Genomic DNA, 20,445 nt, shown 5'->3' with positions numbered 1-20,445 from the left:
ACGGTGGCAGAACGGTGCGCTGGCCACCTCACGAGGAAGGGGGAGGGCTGGCTACCTTCTGGAGGGGACCGCGGACTACCCCGAAAGAGGCATGACGCTTCGCGGGGATTGCCGTCTGCTACGGACGATGGACGCGACGAGCTTTCGCTGGGGGTGCCTCTGCGCATTCCTGCTGTGTGGCGTGGCCGCCACCGCGCAAACGGATGGCCGCGACCGCAGCATCGGCCAGTTCTACCACGCGCGCTGGACCATCAAGGACGGCGCACCGGGGCAGATCTCCGCGATCGCGCAGACCCGTGATGGCTTCCTCTGGCTGTCCGCCGCGTCGACGCTGTACAGCTTCGACGGCGTCCGCTTCGAACGTTTCGAGCCGTCCAGCGGTGACCCGGTCACCAGCATCCAGACGCTGGCCGCTTCGCCCGACGGAGGCTTGTGGATCGGCTTCCAGCATGGCGGCGCGGCCTACCTGAAGGACGGGCAACTCACCCGCTACGGCGAGGCACAGGGATTGTCGCCCTATCAGCTGGCGTCGTTCGCGTTCGACGCGGACGGAGGCGTCTGGACCGGCAGCAGGCATGCCGGGCTCCTCCGCCTGCGGGACGGGCGCTGGCAGCGTGTGGGCGCAGACTGGAACTTCCCGGGCACGCAGGCCTCGTCTCTGTTCGTCGACCGTGACGGGACGTTGTGGGTCTCGACGGCGGACACCCTCATGTTCCTTCCAAGGGGGGGCCGCGCGTTCCGTGATACGGGCGCACGTGTGGGGTGGGTGGGGAAGATCTCTCAGGCGCCCGATGGAACGATCTGGGTCGCCGAGCTGGATGGCCACGTGCGGCCCGTGGTGCGCGCGAATGGGGAGCTCCTCACCGCGCCCGCGAGGATCGAAGTGCAGTCGGCTGGGATGGTGTTCGACCGCGAAGGCAGCCTGTGGATCAGCACGCTCGGCGATGGCATGCGCCGTGTGCCCTACGCCGAACGTCTGGGCGGCCGGCACATCGGGCGGTTCGAGCCGGCCGCGGAGCCCTTCACCGAGAAGGATGGTCTCACCGCGGACTATGTCTGGCCGCTGATCCAGGACCGCGAGGGGAACATCTGGGCCGGCACCAGCGGAGGGCTCGACTGTTTCCGCCACAGCTCCCTGGTGCTGGCGGAGTTTCCGCGCGGCTCGCACGACTTCGCGCTGGCCGCGGGTGACGGCGGTGCCCTTTGGGCGGGCAGCACCAACCGGCCCCTGATGCGGTTGCACGACAAGCAGGTCGAGTTCGCCGCGCTCGATGCGCAGATCCGCTGTGCGTATCGCGATCCGGATGGCACCGTGTGGTTGGGAACCTCGAACGGCATCTGGCGCATCGAGGACGACCGTCCCGTGCTCGTCGCCACGGTTCCCGCTGAAGCGAACACCTTGCAGGTCCAGGCGATGACGAAGGACACGACGGGCGCGTTGTGGGTCGCCATGTCGATGGGGGGGCTGCTGCGCTGGAAGGACGGCGTGTGGACGCGCATGGACGAGCAGCTCGGCATGACCGCGCGGACGCGCATCTATTCCGCGACGACCGACGCGCGGGGCCGTGTCTGGCTGGGGTTCCACGACAACGCGGTCGCCCTGTTCGACCACGGGCTCGTGCGCCGCTACGGCGCGGCGGACGGACTCCACCTGGGCGTGGTGACCGCGCTGCGTGCCGGGCGGCGGTTGTGGGTGGGGGGGCAGCTCGGCCTCGCCTGGTTCGACGGGCAGCGCTTCCACCCCTTCGGCGTGGCCGGCGGCGAGCCCTTGCGTGGTGTCGCGGGCATCCTGGAGATGCCCGACGGCGGCCTGTGGATCCACGCGGTGCCGGGCATCTTCCACTTCAGCGCGGAGGAGGTGGAGCGCGCCGTCGCCCACCCGGACCAGCTCGTCCACGGCGAGCGCTTCGACTTCCTCGATGGCCTGCCGGCGCGGCCCACCTTGCTGCGTCCGCTGCCCACCGCGGTGCAGGGCACCGACGGCAGGCTGTGGTTCGCGACCAGCAATGGCGTGGTGTGGATCGACTCGACCCGCATCTTCCGCAATCCGTTGCCACCCCCGGTGCACATCCGCGCGGTGCGCGTGGATGGCCACCTGCTCGGCTCCGGCCCGTCCCTCACCCTGCCGGAGCGGGCGATGAACCTAGAGATCGCCTACACGGCGTTGAGCTTCGCCGTTCCCGAGCGCGTGCGCTTCCGCTACCGCCTCGAAGGCGTGGACGAGACGTGGCAGGACGTCGGCACGAGGCGCGAGGCGTACTACACGCATCTGGAGCCGGGGCGATACCGTTTCCATGTCATCGCCGCCAACAACGACGGAGTCTGGAACGAGACGGGCGCGACGCTCGAGCTCATCTTGCCGCCAGCCTTCTTCCAGACCTGGTGGTTCCGCGCGTTGTGCATCGCGGCGAGCCTGGCGGTGCTGTGGATGCTGTTCCTGCTGCGGCTGCGCCAGGTGCGGGCGCACATGCGCGGCTTGCTGGAGGAGCGGCACCGGGAGCGCGAGCGCATCGCCCGCGAGCTGCACGACACGCTGCTGCAGGGCATCCAGGGGTTGATCCTTCGCTTTCAGTCCGTGGCGGAGATGCTCCCGGTGGACGCGCCCGTGCGCGTCGCGATGGAGAAGGCGTTGGATCGTGCCGACGACGTCCTGCTCGAGGGGCGCGACCGGGTGAAGGGCCTGCGCGCCGCTTCGCAGGGCACGGGAGAGCTGTCCCAGGCCTTCGCCAGGGTGGGGGAGGAACTCGAGCTGGACCCGCCAGAAGGGTTCCACGTGGTGGTGGAGGGGCAGCCCACGCCGCTGGACCCGCTGGTGCGCGACGAGGTCTTCCGCATTGGCCGCGAGGCGTTGGTGAACGCGTGGCAGCACGCCGGCGCGCGGAGGATCGAGGTGGAGCTCACCTATGGTTGCCGCGAGCTGCGCCTGCGCGTCCGGGACGACGGACGCGGCATCGACGCGGAGATCCTCCAGGCGGGTGGACGGCCCGGACACTGGGGCCTGTCGGGCATGCGCGAGCGGGCGCGGAAGATGGGAGCGCGGCTGGACATCAGAAGCCGCGGCGGCTCGGGGACGGAAGTGGAGCTGCGCGTGCCGGCGGCGGTCGCGTATCGCGGCGATCCGGAGCGCACCTGGCGCAACCGGTTGCGCCTCAGATGTCGATGATGCCCCGCTTCAGCGCGACCACCACCGCATGCGTCCTGTCCTTGGCGCCCAGCTTGGTCAGGACGTTCTTCATGTGCGTCTTGACCGTCTCCTCGGAGATGCCCATCCGGGCGGCGACCTCCTTGTTGGCGTTCCCGGCGGCGACGTGGAGCAGGACGTCACGCTCTCGTGCCGTCAACTCGTCGTCCGCCACGTGCTCGGCCATCTCGGAGGCGATGTCCGCGGCGATGCGGCGGCGTCCCGCATGCACGCTGCGTATCGTCTCCACCAGCTCCTTGCGCAGCATGCTCTTGAGCAGATACCCGGATGCACCGGCCTTGATGGCGCGCAGCGCCTGCGCGTCGCCATCGTAGGTCGTCAGGACGATGATTCGGGCCGTGGGGAACTCCGCGCGGATGGCGGTGATCGCATCGATGCCTCCCATGGTGGGCATCCGCACATCCATCAGGGTGATGTCGGGCTGATGGGCGCGGAAGGCTTGCAAGGCCTGCTCGCCGTTCTCCGCTTCGGCGACCAGCGCCATGTCCGGTTGTCCGGCGATCATGGCGGCAAGCCCTTCGCGCAGCAGCGGATGGTCGTCGACAATCAGGATGCGAATGCTCGGGTCCGTGGAATTCATCAGCGTGATGGAAGCCTGTAACAGCCTCGGGGTCAGTCCGGGAGGGTGAAGCGGTAGACGACCTCCTGGTCGCCCCGGCTGAAGCCCTTGAGTACCTCGTGGGGAACCTGCTTGCCACTCAGGTAGGAGAGCCCGCCCGACGCGAAGCCCATCACCGACAGCTCGAAGTAGATGTGGGGCTGGGGCACACCGGTGATGCGCAGCTCCGTCACGTTGCCTTGGAGCTGCGCCGCCAGATCGCCCGCGGTGAAGTAGCCCTTCCAGATACCCGGAGTGAACATCGCGAAGCGCCGGTGCTCCCCCTTGCTGAAGATCGCCTTGAGCTGGCCCTGGCTCAGCGCGTACTCGGCGGACCTCACGCCGTACTGCCAGTAGGCCTGCGGATCCCCCGCGTAGAACTGCCGGGTCATGGCGTCGTTGAGCCGCAGGAAGGCATCCGCCGGGATGCGCGTCACCGGCATCACCGGCTGGGCGAAGATGGGGTCCCGCTTCGCCTGCTCGGCGAGGAACGCGCGCCACCGGTCCCTGCCGAAGGTCTGCTCCGCCTGGGCCTGCCGTGCCAGGAACGCAACGCCTTTGACATCCATTCGTGTGTCTCCGCTGCCGTCCGGCCGTCCTGGGGTTCTCACGGACACGGACAGGTCAGCGGGCATTCTGCGCGGGATCGCGCCGCCGTGCGATACGCAGCGCGACAATTCCGGATTTCCCTGCTTATTGCTGCTCGAGTGCGACCACGGCCTTGATCGCCCCCTCCTTGTCGAGCACGAGCAGGCGGGCAGGCGTGGCATGGCCGTGCCGCGCGGGAAGCAGCACGAGTCGCAGCGCGGGCTCATCGGTGCCCTGCGCCTCGAGGGCGAACAGCCGCTTTCCGTCGCGCTCCTCGAGAAGTGAGAGCTTCGCCTCGAACGTGCGAATGGCGATCCTCGTGCATGCGCCGGCGTCGCCGAAGGCATCGAGCTGGCAGATGTTCGGATCCAACGATACCCGCGCCGCGGCCGCGTTGGCGGAGATGGCGATGCGGTGGACGGCCGACCCATCCGAAAGAGGGAGCGGCGTCACCTGGTACGGCGTCTCGAGCTCCAGACGGAGATTCTTCATGGTTGCCTCCTTCCGGGTAGAGGGAGGCCGGCGGGAATGTGACGCGCGTCAGGAGGCGGTGTACTTGTAACCCAGGGGCTTGATGCCCAACTCGGCGAACCGCCTGAACTGAGCGCTCAAGCCCTCGTAGTCCTTCGGGGCCTCCTTGCTCTTGTTCCTGCTCACGAGTTGCAGGCTCTGGCTCCCCTCACCCAGGATGGTCTCCAGGTTGTCCATGAAGGCGTCATTGAAATAGCCGCCCTCTTGCTTCCAGACGTTCTCGCTCCTGTCACGCCAGGGCACCTCGTCGTACGCCGTCAGGCCCGCGTCCAGTGTCTTCTTGGTGGAGCCCGAGATGTCTGAATAGGAGACGTTGTGGTCAGGCGTATAGGTGGGCCAGAAGTGCTTGAGCATGCCTTTTGACCGCTTGAGCAGCTCGCTCTCGAGGACCAGTCCATAGACGGGCTTCCGGCCACTCTTCTTGATCTTCTCGAGAATATCGTCCCTGACCCACCGTGCCTTCCGGGTGAACACGCCGGGAACAGCGGCGAAGACGCGATTGCTGGAGAAGCCTGCCTGGAAATTGAACCAGGTGGTGTTGTATTCCCCATCGCTCGCGGCGGCCAGCAGGTCGTTGGCGAAGTTCGTGCAGTTGTTGCTGTAATTGTTGTAGGCGAAGTTGAAGACCTCGTTGCGCCCGTCCTTGCTGGTCTCCCACCGGTTGGGGAACTTGCGGTGGAGGACGTGTTTGTAGAACCGCCAGCAATGGAGCGCCAGGGTCTCGGACAGCCCGATTTCGTTTCCATCCTCCAGGCTGGGAATGCACACCCGCTCCGAGAAGTCACCCACGTGGTGGTTTCGTGCGTACAGGCCCTTGAGGTAGGACGTGCCCGTGTAGTGCAGGAAGCAGCTCTTCTTCCCGAGACCCGTCAGCAGGACGCTGCTGTGTCCCGTGCTGCCTCCGTATTCAATGACGATGAACATGGGCATACCTCCGCAAGCATTTCAGGACGCACACGATGCCTGTGTTTGTAAAGCTACACCAGTGGAGCATGATTTCCAAGTAAAACTGGAAAAATGGCCTCATGAAGGCCGCTGTCTCAGGGCTCGACCGCGCCGAGGAGCTCGAATCGCCTGACCTCGTACTCGGCGCGGATGCCCGGGTGCGAGCGGACCGCCCGCCAGAGGGGCGAGTCACCGATGCTCCCGTGTTGGGCCCGTGGATCCGTCCCGTGCCGCAGCGCCGCGCGGTGCGCATCGGCGCTCGTCCATTCGGCGAGGTTGAGGACGTGCGCGCCGTCATCCGACAGGAAGAACGTCGCGGAGAGCAGGCCGGAGGGCGGATGGGGATCCGCCTCCAGCGCGGTCAAGACCGTGTCCACCCAGTCGCGCTGGACCTGGGGGTCCGGGCGCAGCAATGGCTGGTGCACGACCACGAGGCACCCGGCCTCCTCTTTTTCCCCGCTGACGAAGCCGCGATAGGGACTGGCCGGCTTCCGCCAGTCGCGGCGGATGCCCGGCACCTCTTCATCGACGGACGCCCGCGGCACCGCGCTGATCGCGAGGAAGGCATCGCGCGCGGCCACGTCCGTCCATTGGGAGAGGAGGAAGAGCGTGAGGTCCTCGAGCCCACGAAACACGCTGAAGCGCAGGAGGCCCGGCGACGCGGGCATGGCGGACAGCGCGGCTTCGGCGGCGGCCCGCTGCGCCGCGGGGGACTCGAGGGTCCAGAGACTGGGGTTGATGGCTCCGGCGCCAGGGTGGCGAATCGGGGCCCGGAAGGTGCGTTTCATCGACATGGGTTCATCTCCTTACCTGCTCCCGTAGGGCCGCTGGCGGCGCGCGGTCTGGAGAGCGCGCGCCCACCACTCGAGCTGGCCCAGCATGAGCCGCACCGCCTGGCGCACGCCCTCGGCGTCGCGGGGTTGCCCGTTCGCGTCGAACTGTCTCCCGATGTTGGGGAAGCTCACGCCATCCCGGATGTCCACGACGTGCAGCTCGCCCAGCACGAGGCGCAGCTGCTCCACCGCTCGCAGGCCACCCGATGTGCCGCCATACGACACGAACGCCGCTGGCTTGGCGTTCCACTCCGAATAGGCCTGGTCGATGGCCGTCTTCAGGGGCCCCGGGAAGGAGTGGTTGTACTCGGGCACGACGAACACGAAGCCGTCCGCCGCGGCGATGCGCTCGTCGAAGCCCGGTGTTCCTTCGGGCAAGGGCGCGGGCTCGTGGCCCCAGCCGAAGGACAGCCCGGCGTGGCGCAGGTCGATGACGTCCAGCTCGCCGTCGTGCAGCCGGCGGAGCTCCGGCACCAGCCAGGAAGAAAGAGTGTCAGCGAAGCGGCCCTCGCGCACGCTGCCCAGGATGATGGCCAGGCGCAGCGGAGCGAAGGCAGGGCCGGGGAGGTTGGAAGGGGTTTGGGTCGGTTGCTCGTTCATGCCCTCAAAGCTAAGCGGGGCACTTTCGAGTTCAACGCGAAGAGCGGCTCGGGCCACCACTTGACCTCGACCTTACTCGAGGTTTCATTTGGGGGAGGGAGAGGTCGCCATGCCACTGGATGAGCTCACGGTGGGGCAGGTCGCGATGCGCAGCGGTGTCAGCGTCTCCGCGCTCCGCTTCTACGAGGACAAGGGGCTGCTGAGCAGCCGCCGCACGAGCGGCAACCAACGCCGCTACCCGCGAGACGTCCTGCGCCGCGTCGCCTTCATCCGGGCCGCGCAGCAGGTCGGCATTCCGCTCGAGCGGATCCGCGAGGCGCTCAGCTGCCTGCCCGAGCAGCGTACGCCCACGGTGGCGGACTGGGCGAGGCTGTCCTCCCACTGGCGAGAGGAGCTCGACGCGCGCATCGCGGGGCTGCAGCAGGTGCGCGACGACCTGACGGGCTGCATCGGCTGCGGCTGCCTGTCCTTGAAGAGCTGCAAGCTGGCCAACCCGGGCGACCGCCTGGGCAAGCAGGGGCCGGGGGCGCGCAAGTGGGCGCCGCGCCGGGGCGGAAGCTGACCCGGCGGCCGGCCCTGGCTTCCACGCTACCGGGTGGACTGGGCGGACACCGGGACCCTGTCGTTGCGGTACACCACGCCCTCCTTCATGACGAAGAAGACCTGCTGGGTGCGGCGGATGTCCTGGAGCGGGTCTCCGGGCACGGCCACCACGTCGGCCAGCTTCCCCGCCTCCAGGGTGCCCAGCGAGTCCCGCACCCCGAGCAGCTCGGCGGCGTGCACGGTGGCGGCGCGCAGGGCCTCGGCCGGCTTCATCCCCGCCCCCACCAGCAGCGCGAACTCCTCGGCGTTGCGCCCGTGGGGGTACACCCCCGAGTCCGTGCCGAAGGCCACCTTCACGCCACTCGTGAGGGCCTTGCGCAGCGCCTGCCGGTGACTCGCCGCGGCCTCCCGGCCCTTGCGGGCGATCTCCGGCGGCAGCATCCCCTTGTCGGCGCGCTCCAGCACCCCCTGCAGCGCGAGCGCCGTGGGCACGAACCAGGTGCCCTTCTGCTTCATCAGCGCCAGCGCCTCGTCATCCAGGAACGAGCCGTGCTCGATGGAGTCCACGCCCGCGCGGATGGCGCGCTTGGCCCCCTCCGCCCCGTGCGCGTGCGCGGCCACCTTGCGCCCGCGGGTATGGGCCTCGTCGACGAGCGCCTCCAGCTCGGCCTGGGTGAGCTGGGGCGAGCCCACGTCGTCATTGAGGCTGAGCACCCCGCCGGTGGCGCACACCTTGATGAGGTCCGCCCCGTACTTGATGTTCTCGCGCACCTTGGCGCGGAAGGCCTCGGGGCCATCGGCGACGCCGCGCGAGGCCTCCTCCACGAGTAGCCCCTTGCGGAACGAGTTGCCGTCGTCGCAGTGGCCTCCGGTGGTGCCCAGCCCCGCGGTGGCGGTGAGGATGCGCGGGCCCACGGCGGTGCCGCGGCGGATGCCATTGCGCAGGCCCACGTCGATGAAGTCCCCGGCGCCCAGGTTTCGCACCGTGGTGAAGCCCGCCATCAAGGTGGCCCGGGCGTACGGCAGCGCGTCGAGCGTCTGCTCGGGGATGGTGCGCTGGAAGGTGTCGAGCACGTCCTGCCGCCAGTCCTCACCCGGCTGGGTGGTGAGGTGCGCGTGCGCGTCCATGAAACCGGGCAGCAGCGTGGCGTCCCCGAGCTCCAGCACCTCGGCGCCCGCGGGCACGGCGGCGGTGGGGCCCACGGCGGAAATCTTCCCGCCCACCACGACGACCTGGCCGGGGGTGACGAGCTTCCCACTCCTCGCGTCGAAGAGGCGGGAGGCCTTGAGGACGAGGGCCCTGGGCGGGGTGGGCTCGGCGGCGGAAGCGGGCAACGCGAGGAGGGAGGCGAGCAGGAGCGCATGTCTCATGCGAGCCATTCCCTTCCGCGCCCGCCTTCCGAGTCAAGGCATTCGCCGGGCGCGCGGCCCGCTCACGGCGTGTGCGTCTGCGCCCAGTAGGAGATGACGGCCTCGTCGTCGACGATGCGCGAGTGGAAGTGGTCCCACATGTCCGTGACGGCCACCGCGTGGCCCTTGGACAGCTTGGGCGTGAGGTAGAGGGCGTAGTACTCGGCGCCGCTGCCGTCGTCGACGGGGCCCAGCTTCTCCAGCGGGCGCTTCGTCACGGGACACAGCAGCGTGCAGCGGGTGCCGGGGGTGATGTCGGTGAAGCCCACCTTCCGCTTGTCCCCGTGGATGGGGGAGAGATGGACGATGCCCTCGCGCCCATCCGGCGTGCGCACCAGCAGGCTGACGGCGGGGTGGTTGTTGAACTTCACGTCCGAGAAGCCGACCAGGTTGTGTCCACCGGGGCCAAACGCCTGCGTCACCACCAGCGTGACCTTCTCGTCGATGGGCTGGATGCTCTCGTGCTTCTCGGGGATGTCGCGGACCTGGAGGTTCTGGATGTCGACGTGATTCTTGGGCATGGGCGGGGGCCTCCCTGTGGGGAGCAGCAAGATAGCGATGGTGGCTGCTGGCGAACACCCCGGGTCGTCTCCTACCCGATGTGGGGAGGGGGAGGACCGACTCCGCGAGTCAGGTGGGAAACCGGCCGCTGACGCGCGCGGCCATACCTCCAAAGGGGGGAGGAGTCGGCGCAACCCCTCGTGTTGGTAGTGGGCATTGACAGGACGTATCAAGTTCGTAAGGTAGGGATACCCGCCGGATGCCGTCCGTCCGCTCTGGAGACCCCTGCCATGTCCCGGCTCACCGACCGTGTTGAACATCCGTTGTCGATGTCCCTTGGAGCGGCGGTCCTGGCCGCCCGGCTGCGCGCGGCGCTCACCCCATCCGAGGTGGCGCGCCGGGTGGGGGTGCCGCGCGAGGTGTATGGCCGCATCGAGCGGGGCGAGACGTTCCCCAGCGTCCTCACGCTGCGGCGCCTGTGCCTGGCGCTGGAGATTCCCTCCGACGAGCTGCTGGGGCTGGAGGCCGCCGAGTCCCTGGACATGAACCGCCTGGTGAGCGCCGCGCGCGGGTTGAAGGCGTCGCAGCTGCGGCTGCTGCACCGGCTGGCCGAGTCGCTGCTCCCGCCGCAACGGGGGTGAGGCGTTGCGAGCCGCTGCTCGCCCGACACGTCATGGATAGAGTCCCTTCCGAGGATCCCCCGTCCATGAGAGAAGGGTCTGCCCAACCATGGAGCAGCCGAGCGTGCGAGAGCTACAACCCATCATCGACGCGGTCCGGCTCGCGTGTGAGCTATGCCGCCGGGTCCAGTCTTCCGAGGCCGGAGTCACCCGCAAGAGCGACGCCAGTCCCGTCACCATCGCGGACTATGGCGCGCAGGCCCTGCTGTGCCGCGCCATCCGACGCCACTTCCCCGAGGACGGCGTCATCGCCGAGGAGGGCGGCGAGGCCTTCCTCTCCGTGCCCCAGGCCGAGCGGGAGCAGATTCTCCGGCTGGTGGGAAGGTTGCTCGGTGAACAGGTGGGCGAGGAGGACTTCGTCCGCTGGCTCGACCACGGGCGCGGCGTGCGCTCGGACCGCGTCTGGGTCATCGACCCCATCGACGGTACCGAGGGCTTCGTCCACGGGCGCGCGTATGCCGTGTGCGTGGGGACGCTGGTGGAGGGCGAGCCCCGGGATGGCATCATCGGCGCGCCGGTGTCGCCGCTGGACGAGGGCGGGACGCTCTTCTACACGGATGGAGGTGGCGCCTGGTCCGAGCTGCTCGCCGGGGGTGAGCCGCGCCCGCTGCACGTGTCCGACCGCGCGGATCCCCCGAGCCTCCGCATCGTGGAGAGCTACGTCATGGGCCGGCGCTCGCGGGAGATCGCGGACCGGGTGTACACGGAGGCGGGGCTCGATGCGCGGCGCATCAAGCGCTACGACGGCATGGTGAAGTACGCGCTGCTGGCGGCCGGGGCGGCGGACCTGTACGTGCGAGGGCCGAGGGATCCGCGGAAGAACCCGCACAAGCTGTGGGACCACGTGGCGGGGACGGCGCTGGTGCGCGCGGCGGGTGGGCAGGTGACGGGGCTGGACGGCCGGGCGGTGGACTTCTCGCAGGGCACGGAGCTGCGCACCCCGGGGCTGCTCGTCAGCAACGGGCGCGTCCACATGCGCCTCGTCGAGGCCATGGAGCGCGTGGCCGGCGAGGAGTGGGGCTTCCTGGCTCACCCCCACTGACGCGCGGCCTGCTACGCTGCGCGTCCAGAATGTCATCGTTCCCCGTGAAGGCGTCCACCACCGAGCGTGCGGCTCCGGTGCGCGTGCTGGTGTCCCGGCTGGCCGACAACCTGGAGCGCGTCATCCGGGGCAAGCGTGAGGCGCTGGAGCTGGTGCTGTGCTCGGTGGCGGCCGGAGGGCACGTGCTGCTGGAGGACGTGCCGGGCACGGGGAAGACGACGCTGGCGAAGGCGCTGGCGCTGAGCATCGGCGGCAGCTTCAAGCGGGTGCAGTTCACGCCGGATCTGCTGCCCACGGACATCGTCGGCTCGTCCATCTTCAATCCGCAGGAGGGCACGTTCCGCTTCCGCGAGGGGCCGTTGTTCGCCAACGTGTTGATCGCCGATGAGATCAACCGGGCCTCGCCGCGCACGCAGTCGGCGCTGCTGGAGGCGCTGAGCGAGGGGCAGGTGACGGTGGACGGGCAGTCGCACGTGCTGGCGCCGCCGTTCCTGTGCATCGCGACGCAGAACCCGGTGGAGTTCCACGGCACGTACCCGCTGCCGGAGGCGTCACTGGACCGGTTCGCGGTGCAGCTGTCGCTGGGGTACCTGCCGGAGGGCGAGGAGCGGACGTTGCTGATGACGCGCTCGGGGCCGCCGCCGCTGGAGGGGATGAAGCCGGTGTGCACGGTGGCGGAGGTGACGGAGCTGCAGCGGCAGGTGCAGGAGGTGAAGCTGGAGGAGTCGGTGGCGGACTACCTCTTGAGGATCGTACAGGCGACGCGGGGGCACCCGAGCATCCGGCTGGGCGTGTCGACACGCGGGGCGCTGGTGTACGGGCGGATGGCGAGGGCGAGGGCGCTGATGCAGGGGCGGGACTACGTGCTGCCGGAGGACCTCAAGGCGCTGGGAGTGTCGGTGCTGGCGCACAGGCTGGTGCTGGATACGCGGGCCCGCTACGCGGGCGCGGACAAGCAAGCGCTCACGAAGGACCTCATCGGCTCCGTACCGGTGCCGCGCTGAACGCCAGGTTCCCGGGATTCAAGTCCGCTCGGCAAGACGGTTCAAGGTGTCCATGTCCTCAGCGCTCAGGGTGAGCGCGGCACTTGCGAGGTTCTCCCTGAGGTGTGTGACCGACGACGTGCCTGGGATGAGAAGCACGTTGGGGGACCGGCGCAGGAGCCAGGCCAGCGCAACCTGCATGGGTGTCGCGCCCAGCCGCGCGGCCACGTCGTTCAGCGCGCTCGACTGCAGCGGCGTGAACCCGCCCAGCGGGAAGTACGGCACGTAGGCCGTACCCCTGGCGGCGAGCTCGTCGATCAGGGCGTCGTCACGCCGGTGCGTCAGGTTGTAGTGGTTCTGCACGCAGACGATCTCGGCGATCTTGCGACCCTCGGCGACCTGCGTCGGCGTGACGTTGCTCAATCCGATGTGGCGGATGAGGCCGCGCTGCTGAAGCTCCGCGAGCGCGGTGAGCGGCGCCTCGATCGAGCCTTCAGCCGGGCCCTCGACGCTGAACATCGCACGGAAGTTCACGACATCGAGCACATCGAGCCCGAGATTGCGCAGGTTGTCGTGGACGGCGCGCTCGAGGTCAGCGGTCGAGAACGCAGGCTCCCACGAACCGTTGGGACCGCGCACCGCGCCAACCTTCGTGGCGATCAGCAGACCGTCGCGATACGGGTGCAGCGCCTCACGGATGATCTGGTTGGTCACGTGGGGGCCGTAGATGTCACTGGTGTCGATATGGTCGACGCCCTGGGCGATGGCCTCTTGCAGCACGGCGACCGCTGCCTTGCGGTCCTTGGGCGGGCCGAAGACGCCGGGGCCTGCGAGCTGCATTGCGCCGTAACCCACACGGCGAACGGTGTGGGTGCCGATGCGATAGCTGCCTGAGATGTGCCTGTGGGTCACGGCGAAGCTCCTTTGTTGATCGAGGTGGCCCACTCCTACGCAAGCAAGCACTGTACGACAATCGGTGGCAATCCGCACAGGTCGTGCGAAAATCCGCACAGTGATGGATGAGCTCGCTGATCTCACGGCATTCTTGACGGTCGCTCGCGAGGGCGGATTCCGCAGCGCTGCTCGCGTGGCGGGCAGCAGCGCTTCGCGCATGGGAGACGCTGTCCGTCGGCTGGAGGCCCGGCTCGGCGTTCGGTTGCTCCATCGAACCACGCGCAGCGTGACGCCGACGGACGCAGGGGCTCGGCTGCTCGAGCGGCTCGCGCCTGCGCTCAGCGAGGTGCGCTCGGCGTTGGACGTGGTCAACGACTTCCGCGACCGACCCGCGGGACGCCTGCGGCTCAACGTACCGATCGCGGCAGCGCGGCTCGTGCTGCCGCGCATCGTGCCGCCGTTCCTCGCGAAGTACCCCGACATTTGTCTGGAGGTGATCGCCGAGGAGCGCCTCGTCGACGTGGTGGCCGAGGGCTATGACGCGGGCATCCGCTACGAAGAGCGGCTCGCGCAGGACATGGTGGCGGTTCCGATCGGTCCTCGCGTCCAGCGATTCGCGGCAGCCGCCTCGCCCGCCTACCTCGCTCGTCGTGGGCGCCCCAAACATCCGCGCGAACTCATGGACCATGCTTGCCTGGGGGGGCGGTTCGCCAGTGGCCCGCTGCATGCGTGGGAGTTCGAATGCGACGGAGTGACTCTCAGCGTCGATCCGAAGGGACCGCTGATTGTCGGCCTTGGCACGACCACCGACCTCGCAGTGGATGCTGCCGTGGCTGGCACCGGGATCCTCTACGACTTCGAGGATTGGCTTCGTCCCTTCATCGACCGAGGCGAACTTGAACCCGTGCTCGAATCATGGTGGCCGAGCTTCCCAGGGCCGTTTCTCTACTACCCCGGCCGTCACCACCTCCCGACGCCGCTGCGTGCGTTCATTGACTTCGTCAGATCGATGCAGCCCTGAGCAAGCCTTGCAGCGGTGGGAGGACGGCACCTGGGCCTTGGACCCGGCGTAGCATCGGGGTCCCTGGAACGGAGCGGTGCGGTCTGCTCCAATGTGAGCCGGCCCCTGTTCGTCCACCTCTCCCTGGCCTCCGAGGAAAACGCCGCGCATGGCCCGACGTCGCCGCTGGTCCTTCTTCATGCCGGCCGAGGAGCACGGGTTCATCCGTTTCCTCCAGGACCGGTACAACGGCCTGCTCACCCCCGTGGGGCGCGTGGTGCTGTGGGCGGCGCTGGCCTCGGCGTTGTTGCTGCTCGGCGGGCTCGTCGCGCCACTCATCCTCTTCTTCTCCTTCTCCGTCTCCGCGCTGGTGGCCGCCACCGTGGTGGGCGCGCCCTTCCGGCCTCGTGTCTCCCTCACGCGCCTGCTGCCGCCCCCTGTCTCCGCGGGCGACACGCTCACCTACCGCGTGCGCGTGGAGAACACCGGCCGGCGCACCGTGCGCCACATCGCCGTGGAGGAGCGCGACCTGCCCCCCGAGCTCCGCGCCGTGGGCGAGCCTCCCGTCATCGACTCGCTCGCGCCCGGAGAGCGCACCGAGGTCGCCCTGCGCCTGCGCTGCTCCACCCGGGGCGTCTACCAGGTGGGCGCGCTCCAGGCCGCGAGCCTCTTCCCCTCGGCGCTGGTGAAGTGGCCGAGGCGCTCGTCCGTGAAGGACCGGCTGCTCGTGTACCCGCGCTTCACCCCGCTCGAGTCGCTCGAGGTTCCTCACGGGCGCAACTACCAGCCTGGAGGCATCGCGGTGGCCTCGCAGGTGGGCGACTCCACCGAGTTCTTCGGCACCCGCGACTGGCACGAGGGGGACCGCACCCGGGACATCCACTGGCCCTCCTTCGCGCGCACCGGCCGGCTGGTGGTGAAGGAGTTCCAGGAGGAGTTCTTCGTCCGGCTCGCCCTGGTGCTCGACGTGCAGTCGCGCTCGGCGAAGGAGGACGTGCTGCTGGAGCAGGCGCTCTCGCTGGCGGCGGGCATGGCGGACGTGCTCGCGCGGCAGGAGTACATCATCGACCTGTTCGCCGCCGGTCCCCAGGTGTTCCACTTCCAGGCGGGCCGGGCGCTCGCGCACTTCGAGCACATCCTCGAAATCCTCGCCGCGCTCGAGCCGGGGGACCAGTTGGACATGGAGGCCCTGGAGGCGGCGCTGCTGCCCCAGTCCAGCCAGTTGTCCGCCGTCATCTTCGTGGTGATGGACTGGGAGCCCTCGCGCGCGGCGCTGGTGGAGAAGCTCAAGGCGAACGGCGTGGCGGTGCGGGTGCTCTCGGTGCGGCCGGACCGCAAGCCCGTGGGCCTGGCCCCTGACGAGGTGGTGGCGCTGTCATGAGAGAGCCTCAGGGCCCCATCTCCCGAGGAGCACGGCTCATCGAGCTGATGCCGGTGTTCGCGGCGCTCGTGCTGCACGCGGTGTCACATGGCCGGTGGCTCGTGTGCGCGCCCGCGATGGTGGGAATGCTGTGGGCGGTGCTGGCGGGCGTGCGGCTCGACTACACACCGGCGCGATTGCTGCTCGCGGGTGCCCTGGGCTTCGCGGTGGGTGTGGTGATGCTCGGGGTGAGCGTGCCGCCGACGGCGCCCTTCCCGCCCTCCATCTTCGGTCCGGTGTGCGGGGCGCTGGTGGGGTTGTGCGTGCTGTGCGGGCTGGGCCGTAACCGCTACTACGCGTGGACGTACGCGTGTCTGCTGGTGGCGCTCAGCATGCGGGTGCGAGCCCTGCCGGGCATGGCGTGGGTGCTGGGCGCGGTGGTGCTGAGCGTGCTGCTGGTCGCCTTCGTCGAGGGCGGCTTCCTCCGCACGGGTCTCCGGGGCGCGGTGGGCTTTGGCGTCTTCACAGTGCTGCTGGTGGGGCTGGGGCTGCTGCTGGCGCGCACCGTGGAGGCCAGCGAGGGCGTGCTGATGGAGGCGGTGTACCGGATGACGAGTGGCACGGGCTCCGGGGGTGGCTCGGAGTTCCAGTCGCAGGTGGACATCCGTTCCATCTCCCGCATCCCCCGAGGCTCCGAGCGGGCGCTGCTGGTGGTGTCCGGCGCGAAGCCCGAGCGGCTGCGCATGCGGGTGTTCGACGAGTTCGATGGCGAGCGGTGGACGACCTCGGAGGCGCTGGCGAAGGAGCGGCTGATGCTGCCCTCGGGAGGCGCGGGGGAGGAGCGTTTGCTGGCGCTCACGGTGCTGGCGCCCCTGGGCGCGTGGCTGCCGGCCCCGGCGGGAACGCGCGGGGTGGACGGCGCGCGTCCCGAGGTGCAGGGCGGCTGGGTGATGAAGGCCGAGGGACTGGAGGGCACCGCGCTCGTGCTGCGTGCGGGCCCGGAGGAGCGCCTGCCGCCGGAGGCCGCGCCCGGGGAGTCGCTCACCGTGCTTCCGGAGGCGCTGAAGGTGGAACTGCGCCCGCTGGCGGAGACGCTCACCGGGAAGGCGCGCACGGCGCGCGAGAAGGCGGAGGCGCTGGAGGCGTACTTCCACCACCACTTCGAGTACTCGCTGGACGTGAACCTGAAAGGGGAGGGCAGCCCGCTGGCGGTGCTGGTGCGGGAGAAGCGCGCGGCGTACTGCACGTACTTCGCGAGCGCGATGGCGGCGCTGCTGCGCACGCAGGGGGTGCCGGCGCGGGTGGTGGGGGGCTTCGCGCCCGAGGAGCGCAACACGCTCACCGGGGCCACGCTGGTGCGAGAGCGGGACGCGCACGCCTGGGTGGAGGTGTACCTCGCGGACGAGGGGCGCTTCGTGGCCTTCGACCCGACGCCGTGGCGGAGCCGGGACGAGGCGCTCGGGCTGACACAGGGGCCACCGGGGTTGCTCGGAAATATCGTGGGCGCGGTGGGCACCTTCTTCCGGAAGCTGGGGGCGGCGGTGCGCTACCACCCGATGGAGCAGCTCCGGGCGGTGGGAAGCTCGCCGGTGTTCTGGGCGCTCCTCACGGTGGGGGCACTGTGGCGGTGGTGGCGGGGCCGGCGGACGGGCGGCCGGGTGAAGGCCGGGCGGAGGGCGATGGACACGCGGGACGCGAAGCTCGCGGCGGCCTATGCGCGCTACCTGAGGACGCTGAAGCGGAGGGCGGGCCTGGTGCCAGCGCCCTCGGAGACGGACGACGAGCTGTTGTCGCGGTTGCGCGCGGCGCGAGGGGACGCGGTGGCGGACGTGGCGGCCGAGTTCCTCGCGCACTACCGCGAGGCGCGCTACCGGGGTGGGCTTGGCGATGCAGTCGCGTGGGGCGCGTTGGTGGAGCGGCTGGACACGGAACTGCGCGAAGCTCCACCTCGAGCGGGATAGGCTCTGCTCAGCGAGTCTCCAACTCCTGGAACACCACCCCGTCCAGCTCCAGCCGCTTCACCGCGTCCACCAGGCGCTCACTGGCGATGATGAGCGTGGACCAGTCCGCCAGCCGGAATACGTCCAGGTCCTCTGGGAGCGAGGCGGTTGCGAGGATGGGCGGCTGCGGAAGTTTGTAGCCCTTGTCGAGACCACAGGAGGGGCACGGAGGCTCGCGATTCGGGGGGAGGCAGTCGGGGTGGAAGCGGCCGCGCAGCTCGAGTTGCATGTCCAGCAACTCCGGATGGTTCTTCTGCCGGAAGCGCACGTTGAGCGGGCATCCGTGAAGGCCACGTACCCCGGCGGCTCGCAGTTTTTCCAGCGCTTCGCGGCGCACATAGAGCGACCAGGGGTTCTGCATGAACAGCTGACCGAAGTGGCCAGTGGCCGTTCCCGTCAGCGGGCCGAACTCCGTTCCTGTCTTCAGTACGGCACCAGGAGGGGCCAGTGGGCGCACCAACTCGCGCAGCCGGACGAACTCTTCGTACGGCACGGGCCGCGGGTCGGACAGCTTCTTCTGCTCCTCCTCCGGCAGGATGGAGAGGTCCACGCTCGGGTATACGACTGCTGTGCTGCCGCCGCGGAGGCCGCAGATGGGGCACGGCTCGCTGCCGGGCAACCCCCATTTGTGCGCGGCGTTCAGGTTGCCCGTGTACCGCGGCGCCTTGTCACCCTGAATCCGATAGAACTTCATGGCGGTTCCTTCGCCCTACAAGTCCTCATGGGGCGAACAGCTGGGGACCGGGCGGGACGAGCGTGTGACCATAAGGCACGATGGGCCCGACGATGTCGAAACGGTAGGCCAGCTCGAAGGCCTTGGCCAGGAGCTCCGTGGGTGAAACCTCGCGTTCGAGGTTGGCATCCCGAAACTTGCGCCAGGCCTCATTCCAAGCGCCGCCGCGCCCTCCGCCCCTGTGGATGCGCAGGTGCACGTGCTCCGGGATGACCATCGTCCACTCGTGAGGATTGATGCCATTTTGCACGAACCATGCCGCGAGGTCCGACGCCTGGGGGAAGAGGTGGTGTTTGACCAGCTTGCCTTCGAGTCTGGGGAAGGCGGGGAGGAAGCCCTCGCGGTAGCGGAAGTGGAACGTCAGCCGTGGCCGTGCACCGTCCCGCAGTCCCGTGCGCCTCCAATTGCGAGAGGTTCCAGGGGCGCGAAAGGGCGGGCGAGAGTAGGAGCCTCCCCGCGCCAGTTCCGCGCCGTGGGCCAGGGGCGCGTGCGTCACCGCCTCCGGGTCCACGTCCGCACAACGGAAGATGCCGCACTCGCCTTGCTCGCCATCGCAAGCCAGGAGGACGCACTGGTCCGCGTCCGGGTTGTCGCACTCACGGGCCTCGTCTTGCGCTGCATCCACCCAGGCGCGTGAGGCCGGAGACGTCGTACCGCACCCGGACAGCAACAGCGCGGCGAGGCTCAGCCAGCGCGGGAACAGGGGCAAGCGGGGTTTCCTCATGGTGTGGCCTGCTCCATGGCGCCAGTTCGTCCCTCACCGCGACGCGGTCACCACCAGGTCCCTGTCCCCGAGTGGTGCGAAGCACGCCTCCACGTCCGCTTCACGCGCCTCGGCCAGGGTGGGCGGGTTCCACTTCGGGCGGTTGTCCTTGTCCACGAGCACGGCGCGGATGCCCTCGCGGAAGTCCGGCAGCGCGGTGCAGTGCTGGCTCAGCCGGTACTCCACGGTGACGACCTCGTCGTAGGGCCTGCTCCGACACAGCCGCAACTGGCGCAGCGTCACCTTCAGGCTCGTGGGTGACATGCGCCCCAGCGTGGCCCGCGTCTCCTCGGCCCACGGCGTGTGTTCGGCCTCGAGCGCCGCGAGGATGTCCTCCATGCGGTCCTTCGAGAAGCACCGGTCGATGGTCTCGCGGTGCGCGCTCAGCGGCGAGGGCCCGGGCTCGGTGGCGAAGCCGGACAGCACCCGCGTGGCCACGTCGCGCGCGGCCCCCGCGCTCCAATCCGCCGCCGCGAGCGCGTCCACCACGGCATCCAGCTTGTCGTGCGTCACGTGCTGCGTGCCGTACCCGAGCCACATCGCATCCGCGGCATTGCTCCGGACTCCCGTGAGCCCGAGGTACGTGCCGGCCTCGCCCGGAAAGCGCGGGAGGAACCAGCCACCACCCACGTCGGGGAACAGTCCAATCGCCGTCTCGGGCATGGCGAGCACGAGCCGCTCGGTGACGACGCGGTGCGAGCCGTGCACGGACAGCCCGAGCCCTCCACCCATGCTGATGCCATCCACGAGCGCGACGAACGGCTTGGGGTAGTGGTGGATGAGGTGGTTGAGCCGGTACTCCTCGCGGAAGAAGGAGCGCGAGAGTGGCTCCTGCCCTTCGGGGGCGGGCGAGCCCAGCGAGGCGGCCACGGCGCGCACGTCACCGCCAGCGCAGAACGCGCGGCCACCAGCGCCACGAATCACCACGGCCTTCACCGAGGGCTCCTTCGCCCAGGCCTCCAGCGCCGGGTGCAGCGCGCGGATCATCCCCAGGTCGAGCGCGTTGAGCGCCTTCGGGCGGTTGAGCGTCACCAGGCCCAGGGGGCCCCGCGTCTCCAGCAGCACGTCCGTGTTCATGCCGCCGGGGCATACCACCTCCCGGGCGCGCTCTTCACGAACTGGTCCGATGGCAGGGTTGGTCGGAATAAGGTGACGGGAAAAGTAGGTAACAGCAAGCAACCATGCTGGAGACGACCTGCTGCCCACCAGAAGAGCAGCCGACGAAGCGGAGGCGAGTGC

At 69.4% G+C, this 20,445-nt stretch carries 20 protein-coding genes; 8 read left to right on the top strand and 12 right to left on the bottom strand.

Annotated elements, in window-relative coordinates:
- The first annotated feature begins 91 nt into the window (after nucleotides 1–91).
- Nucleotides 92–3,163, top strand: coding sequence for a sensor histidine kinase (locus tag NR810_RS49995; protein ID WP_257463242.1), 3,072 nt, complete (start codon nucleotides 92–94; stop codon nucleotides 3,161–3,163).
- On the opposite strand, the gene NR810_RS49990 is transcribed toward NR810_RS49995, so the two are convergent.
- The 6 genes from NR810_RS49990 to NR810_RS49965 form a co-directional block, all read right to left on the bottom strand.
- The gene (locus tag NR810_RS49990; protein ID WP_257463241.1) at nucleotides 3,150–3,782 is read right to left on the bottom strand and encodes a response regulator; all 633 of its coding nucleotides are present in this window, start codon (nucleotides 3,780–3,782) and stop codon (nucleotides 3,150–3,152) included. The genes NR810_RS49995 and NR810_RS49990 overlap by 14 nt on opposite strands.
- Before the next feature lie 32 nt (nucleotides 3,783–3,814).
- Nucleotides 3,815–4,369, bottom strand: a complete 555-nt coding sequence (locus NR810_RS49985; protein ID WP_257463240.1) for a hypothetical protein — start codon at nucleotides 4,367–4,369, stop codon at nucleotides 3,815–3,817.
- Nucleotides 4,370–4,493: 124 nt separating this feature from the next.
- On the bottom strand, nucleotides 4,494–4,880 hold the full coding sequence (locus NR810_RS49980; protein WP_257463239.1) for a hypothetical protein: 387 nt from the start codon (nucleotides 4,878–4,880) through the stop codon (nucleotides 4,494–4,496).
- 48 nt (nucleotides 4,881–4,928) lie between these two features.
- Nucleotides 4,929–5,843, bottom strand: a complete 915-nt coding sequence (locus tag NR810_RS49975; protein WP_257463238.1) for a hypothetical protein — start codon at nucleotides 5,841–5,843, stop codon at nucleotides 4,929–4,931.
- 116 nt (nucleotides 5,844–5,959) lie between these two features.
- Nucleotides 5,960–6,658, bottom strand: coding sequence for an antibiotic biosynthesis monooxygenase (locus NR810_RS49970; protein WP_257463237.1), 699 nt, complete (start codon nucleotides 6,656–6,658; stop codon nucleotides 5,960–5,962).
- A 12-nt stretch (nucleotides 6,659–6,670) separates the two neighbouring features.
- The gene (locus NR810_RS49965; RefSeq protein ID WP_257463236.1) at nucleotides 6,671–7,297 is read right to left on the bottom strand and encodes an NADPH-dependent FMN reductase; all 627 of its coding nucleotides are present in this window, start codon (nucleotides 7,295–7,297) and stop codon (nucleotides 6,671–6,673) included.
- Between the two features lie 109 nt (nucleotides 7,298–7,406).
- Between NR810_RS49965 and soxR the strand changes: the two genes are divergently transcribed.
- Complete coding sequence (soxR, locus tag NR810_RS49960; RefSeq protein WP_257463235.1) at nucleotides 7,407–7,859, top strand: redox-sensitive transcriptional activator SoxR; 453 nt, start codon at nucleotides 7,407–7,409, stop codon at nucleotides 7,857–7,859.
- 26 nt (nucleotides 7,860–7,885) lie between these two features.
- On the opposite strand, the gene NR810_RS49955 is transcribed toward soxR, so the two are convergent.
- Together NR810_RS49955 and NR810_RS49950 are read right to left on the bottom strand one after the other, a co-directional pair.
- Complete coding sequence (locus NR810_RS49955; RefSeq protein WP_257463234.1) at nucleotides 7,886–9,211, bottom strand: metal-dependent hydrolase family protein; 1,326 nt, start codon at nucleotides 9,209–9,211, stop codon at nucleotides 7,886–7,888.
- A 62-nt stretch (nucleotides 9,212–9,273) separates the two neighbouring features.
- Entirely contained in the window at nucleotides 9,274–9,771 is a 498-nt protein-coding gene (locus tag NR810_RS49950; RefSeq protein ID WP_257463233.1) for a hypothetical protein, read from the bottom strand.
- A gap of 270 nt (nucleotides 9,772–10,041) precedes the next feature.
- Between NR810_RS49950 and NR810_RS49945 the strand changes: the two genes are divergently transcribed.
- From NR810_RS49945 to NR810_RS49935, 3 genes are all read left to right on the top strand, one after another.
- A complete protein-coding gene (locus NR810_RS49945; protein WP_257463232.1) occupies nucleotides 10,042–10,392 on the top strand; it encodes a helix-turn-helix transcriptional regulator in 351 nt (116 codons plus the stop codon).
- An 88-nt stretch (nucleotides 10,393–10,480) separates the two neighbouring features.
- Entirely contained in the window at nucleotides 10,481–11,473 is a 993-nt protein-coding gene (locus NR810_RS49940; RefSeq protein ID WP_257463231.1) for an inositol monophosphatase family protein, read from the top strand.
- 29 nt (nucleotides 11,474–11,502) lie between these two features.
- Nucleotides 11,503–12,477: an AAA family ATPase gene (locus NR810_RS49935; protein ID WP_257463230.1), complete on the top strand. Its 975-nt coding sequence runs from the start codon at nucleotides 11,503–11,505 to the stop codon at nucleotides 12,475–12,477.
- A gap of 18 nt (nucleotides 12,478–12,495) precedes the next feature.
- Here the strand turns inward: NR810_RS49935 and NR810_RS49930 are convergent, their stop codons facing one another.
- Complete coding sequence (locus NR810_RS49930; protein ID WP_257463229.1) at nucleotides 12,496–13,368, bottom strand: aldo/keto reductase family oxidoreductase; 873 nt, start codon at nucleotides 13,366–13,368, stop codon at nucleotides 12,496–12,498.
- A gap of 103 nt (nucleotides 13,369–13,471) precedes the next feature.
- Between NR810_RS49930 and NR810_RS49925 the strand changes: the two genes are divergently transcribed.
- The 3 genes from NR810_RS49925 to NR810_RS52490 all read left to right on the top strand — a co-directional run bounded on the left by NR810_RS49925 (nucleotide 13,472) and on the right by NR810_RS52490 (nucleotide 17,671).
- Nucleotides 13,472–14,371: a LysR family transcriptional regulator gene (locus tag NR810_RS49925; protein WP_257463228.1), complete on the top strand. Its 900-nt coding sequence runs from the start codon at nucleotides 13,472–13,474 to the stop codon at nucleotides 14,369–14,371.
- 148 nt (nucleotides 14,372–14,519) lie between these two features.
- Nucleotides 14,520–15,731 carry a DUF58 domain-containing protein gene (locus tag NR810_RS49920; RefSeq protein WP_257463227.1) on the top strand — a complete coding sequence of 404 codons (1,212 nt, stop codon included), beginning with the start codon at nucleotides 14,520–14,522 and terminating at the stop codon, nucleotides 15,729–15,731.
- Nucleotides 15,728–17,671, top strand: a complete 1,944-nt coding sequence (locus NR810_RS52490) for a transglutaminase TgpA family protein (protein WP_306819189.1) — start codon at nucleotides 15,728–15,730, stop codon at nucleotides 17,669–17,671. The genes NR810_RS49920 and NR810_RS52490 overlap by 4 nt, the downstream gene beginning before the upstream one ends.
- Nucleotides 17,672–17,678: 7 nt before the next feature.
- Here NR810_RS52490 and sitI6 read toward each other — a convergent pair whose 3' ends face one another.
- The 3 genes from sitI6 to NR810_RS49895 are packed head-to-tail and all read right to left on the bottom strand — an operon-like array spanning nucleotide 17,679 to nucleotide 20,283.
- Nucleotides 17,679–18,404, bottom strand: a complete 726-nt coding sequence (gene sitI6 / locus NR810_RS49905; RefSeq protein ID WP_257463226.1) for a SitI6 family double-CXXCG motif immunity protein — start codon at nucleotides 18,402–18,404, stop codon at nucleotides 17,679–17,681.
- Between the two features lie 25 nt (nucleotides 18,405–18,429).
- Nucleotides 18,430–19,167, bottom strand: a complete 738-nt coding sequence (gene sitA6, locus NR810_RS49900; protein WP_257463225.1) for a SitA6 family polymorphic toxin lipoprotein — start codon at nucleotides 19,165–19,167, stop codon at nucleotides 18,430–18,432.
- 33 nt (nucleotides 19,168–19,200) lie between these two features.
- Complete coding sequence (locus NR810_RS49895; protein WP_257463224.1) at nucleotides 19,201–20,283, bottom strand: enoyl-CoA hydratase/isomerase family protein; 1,083 nt, start codon at nucleotides 20,281–20,283, stop codon at nucleotides 19,201–19,203.
- Between the last annotated feature and the right edge of the window lie 162 nt (nucleotides 20,284–20,445).

This window comes from Archangium lipolyticum, from assembly GCF_024623785.1.
In the GTDB taxonomy this organism is placed as follows: Bacteria; Myxococcota; Myxococcia; order Myxococcales; family Myxococcaceae; genus Archangium; species Archangium lipolyticum.
The sequence above is the reverse complement of the archived record's forward strand: the minus strand, read 5'-3'. Positions and strand labels throughout refer to the sequence as shown.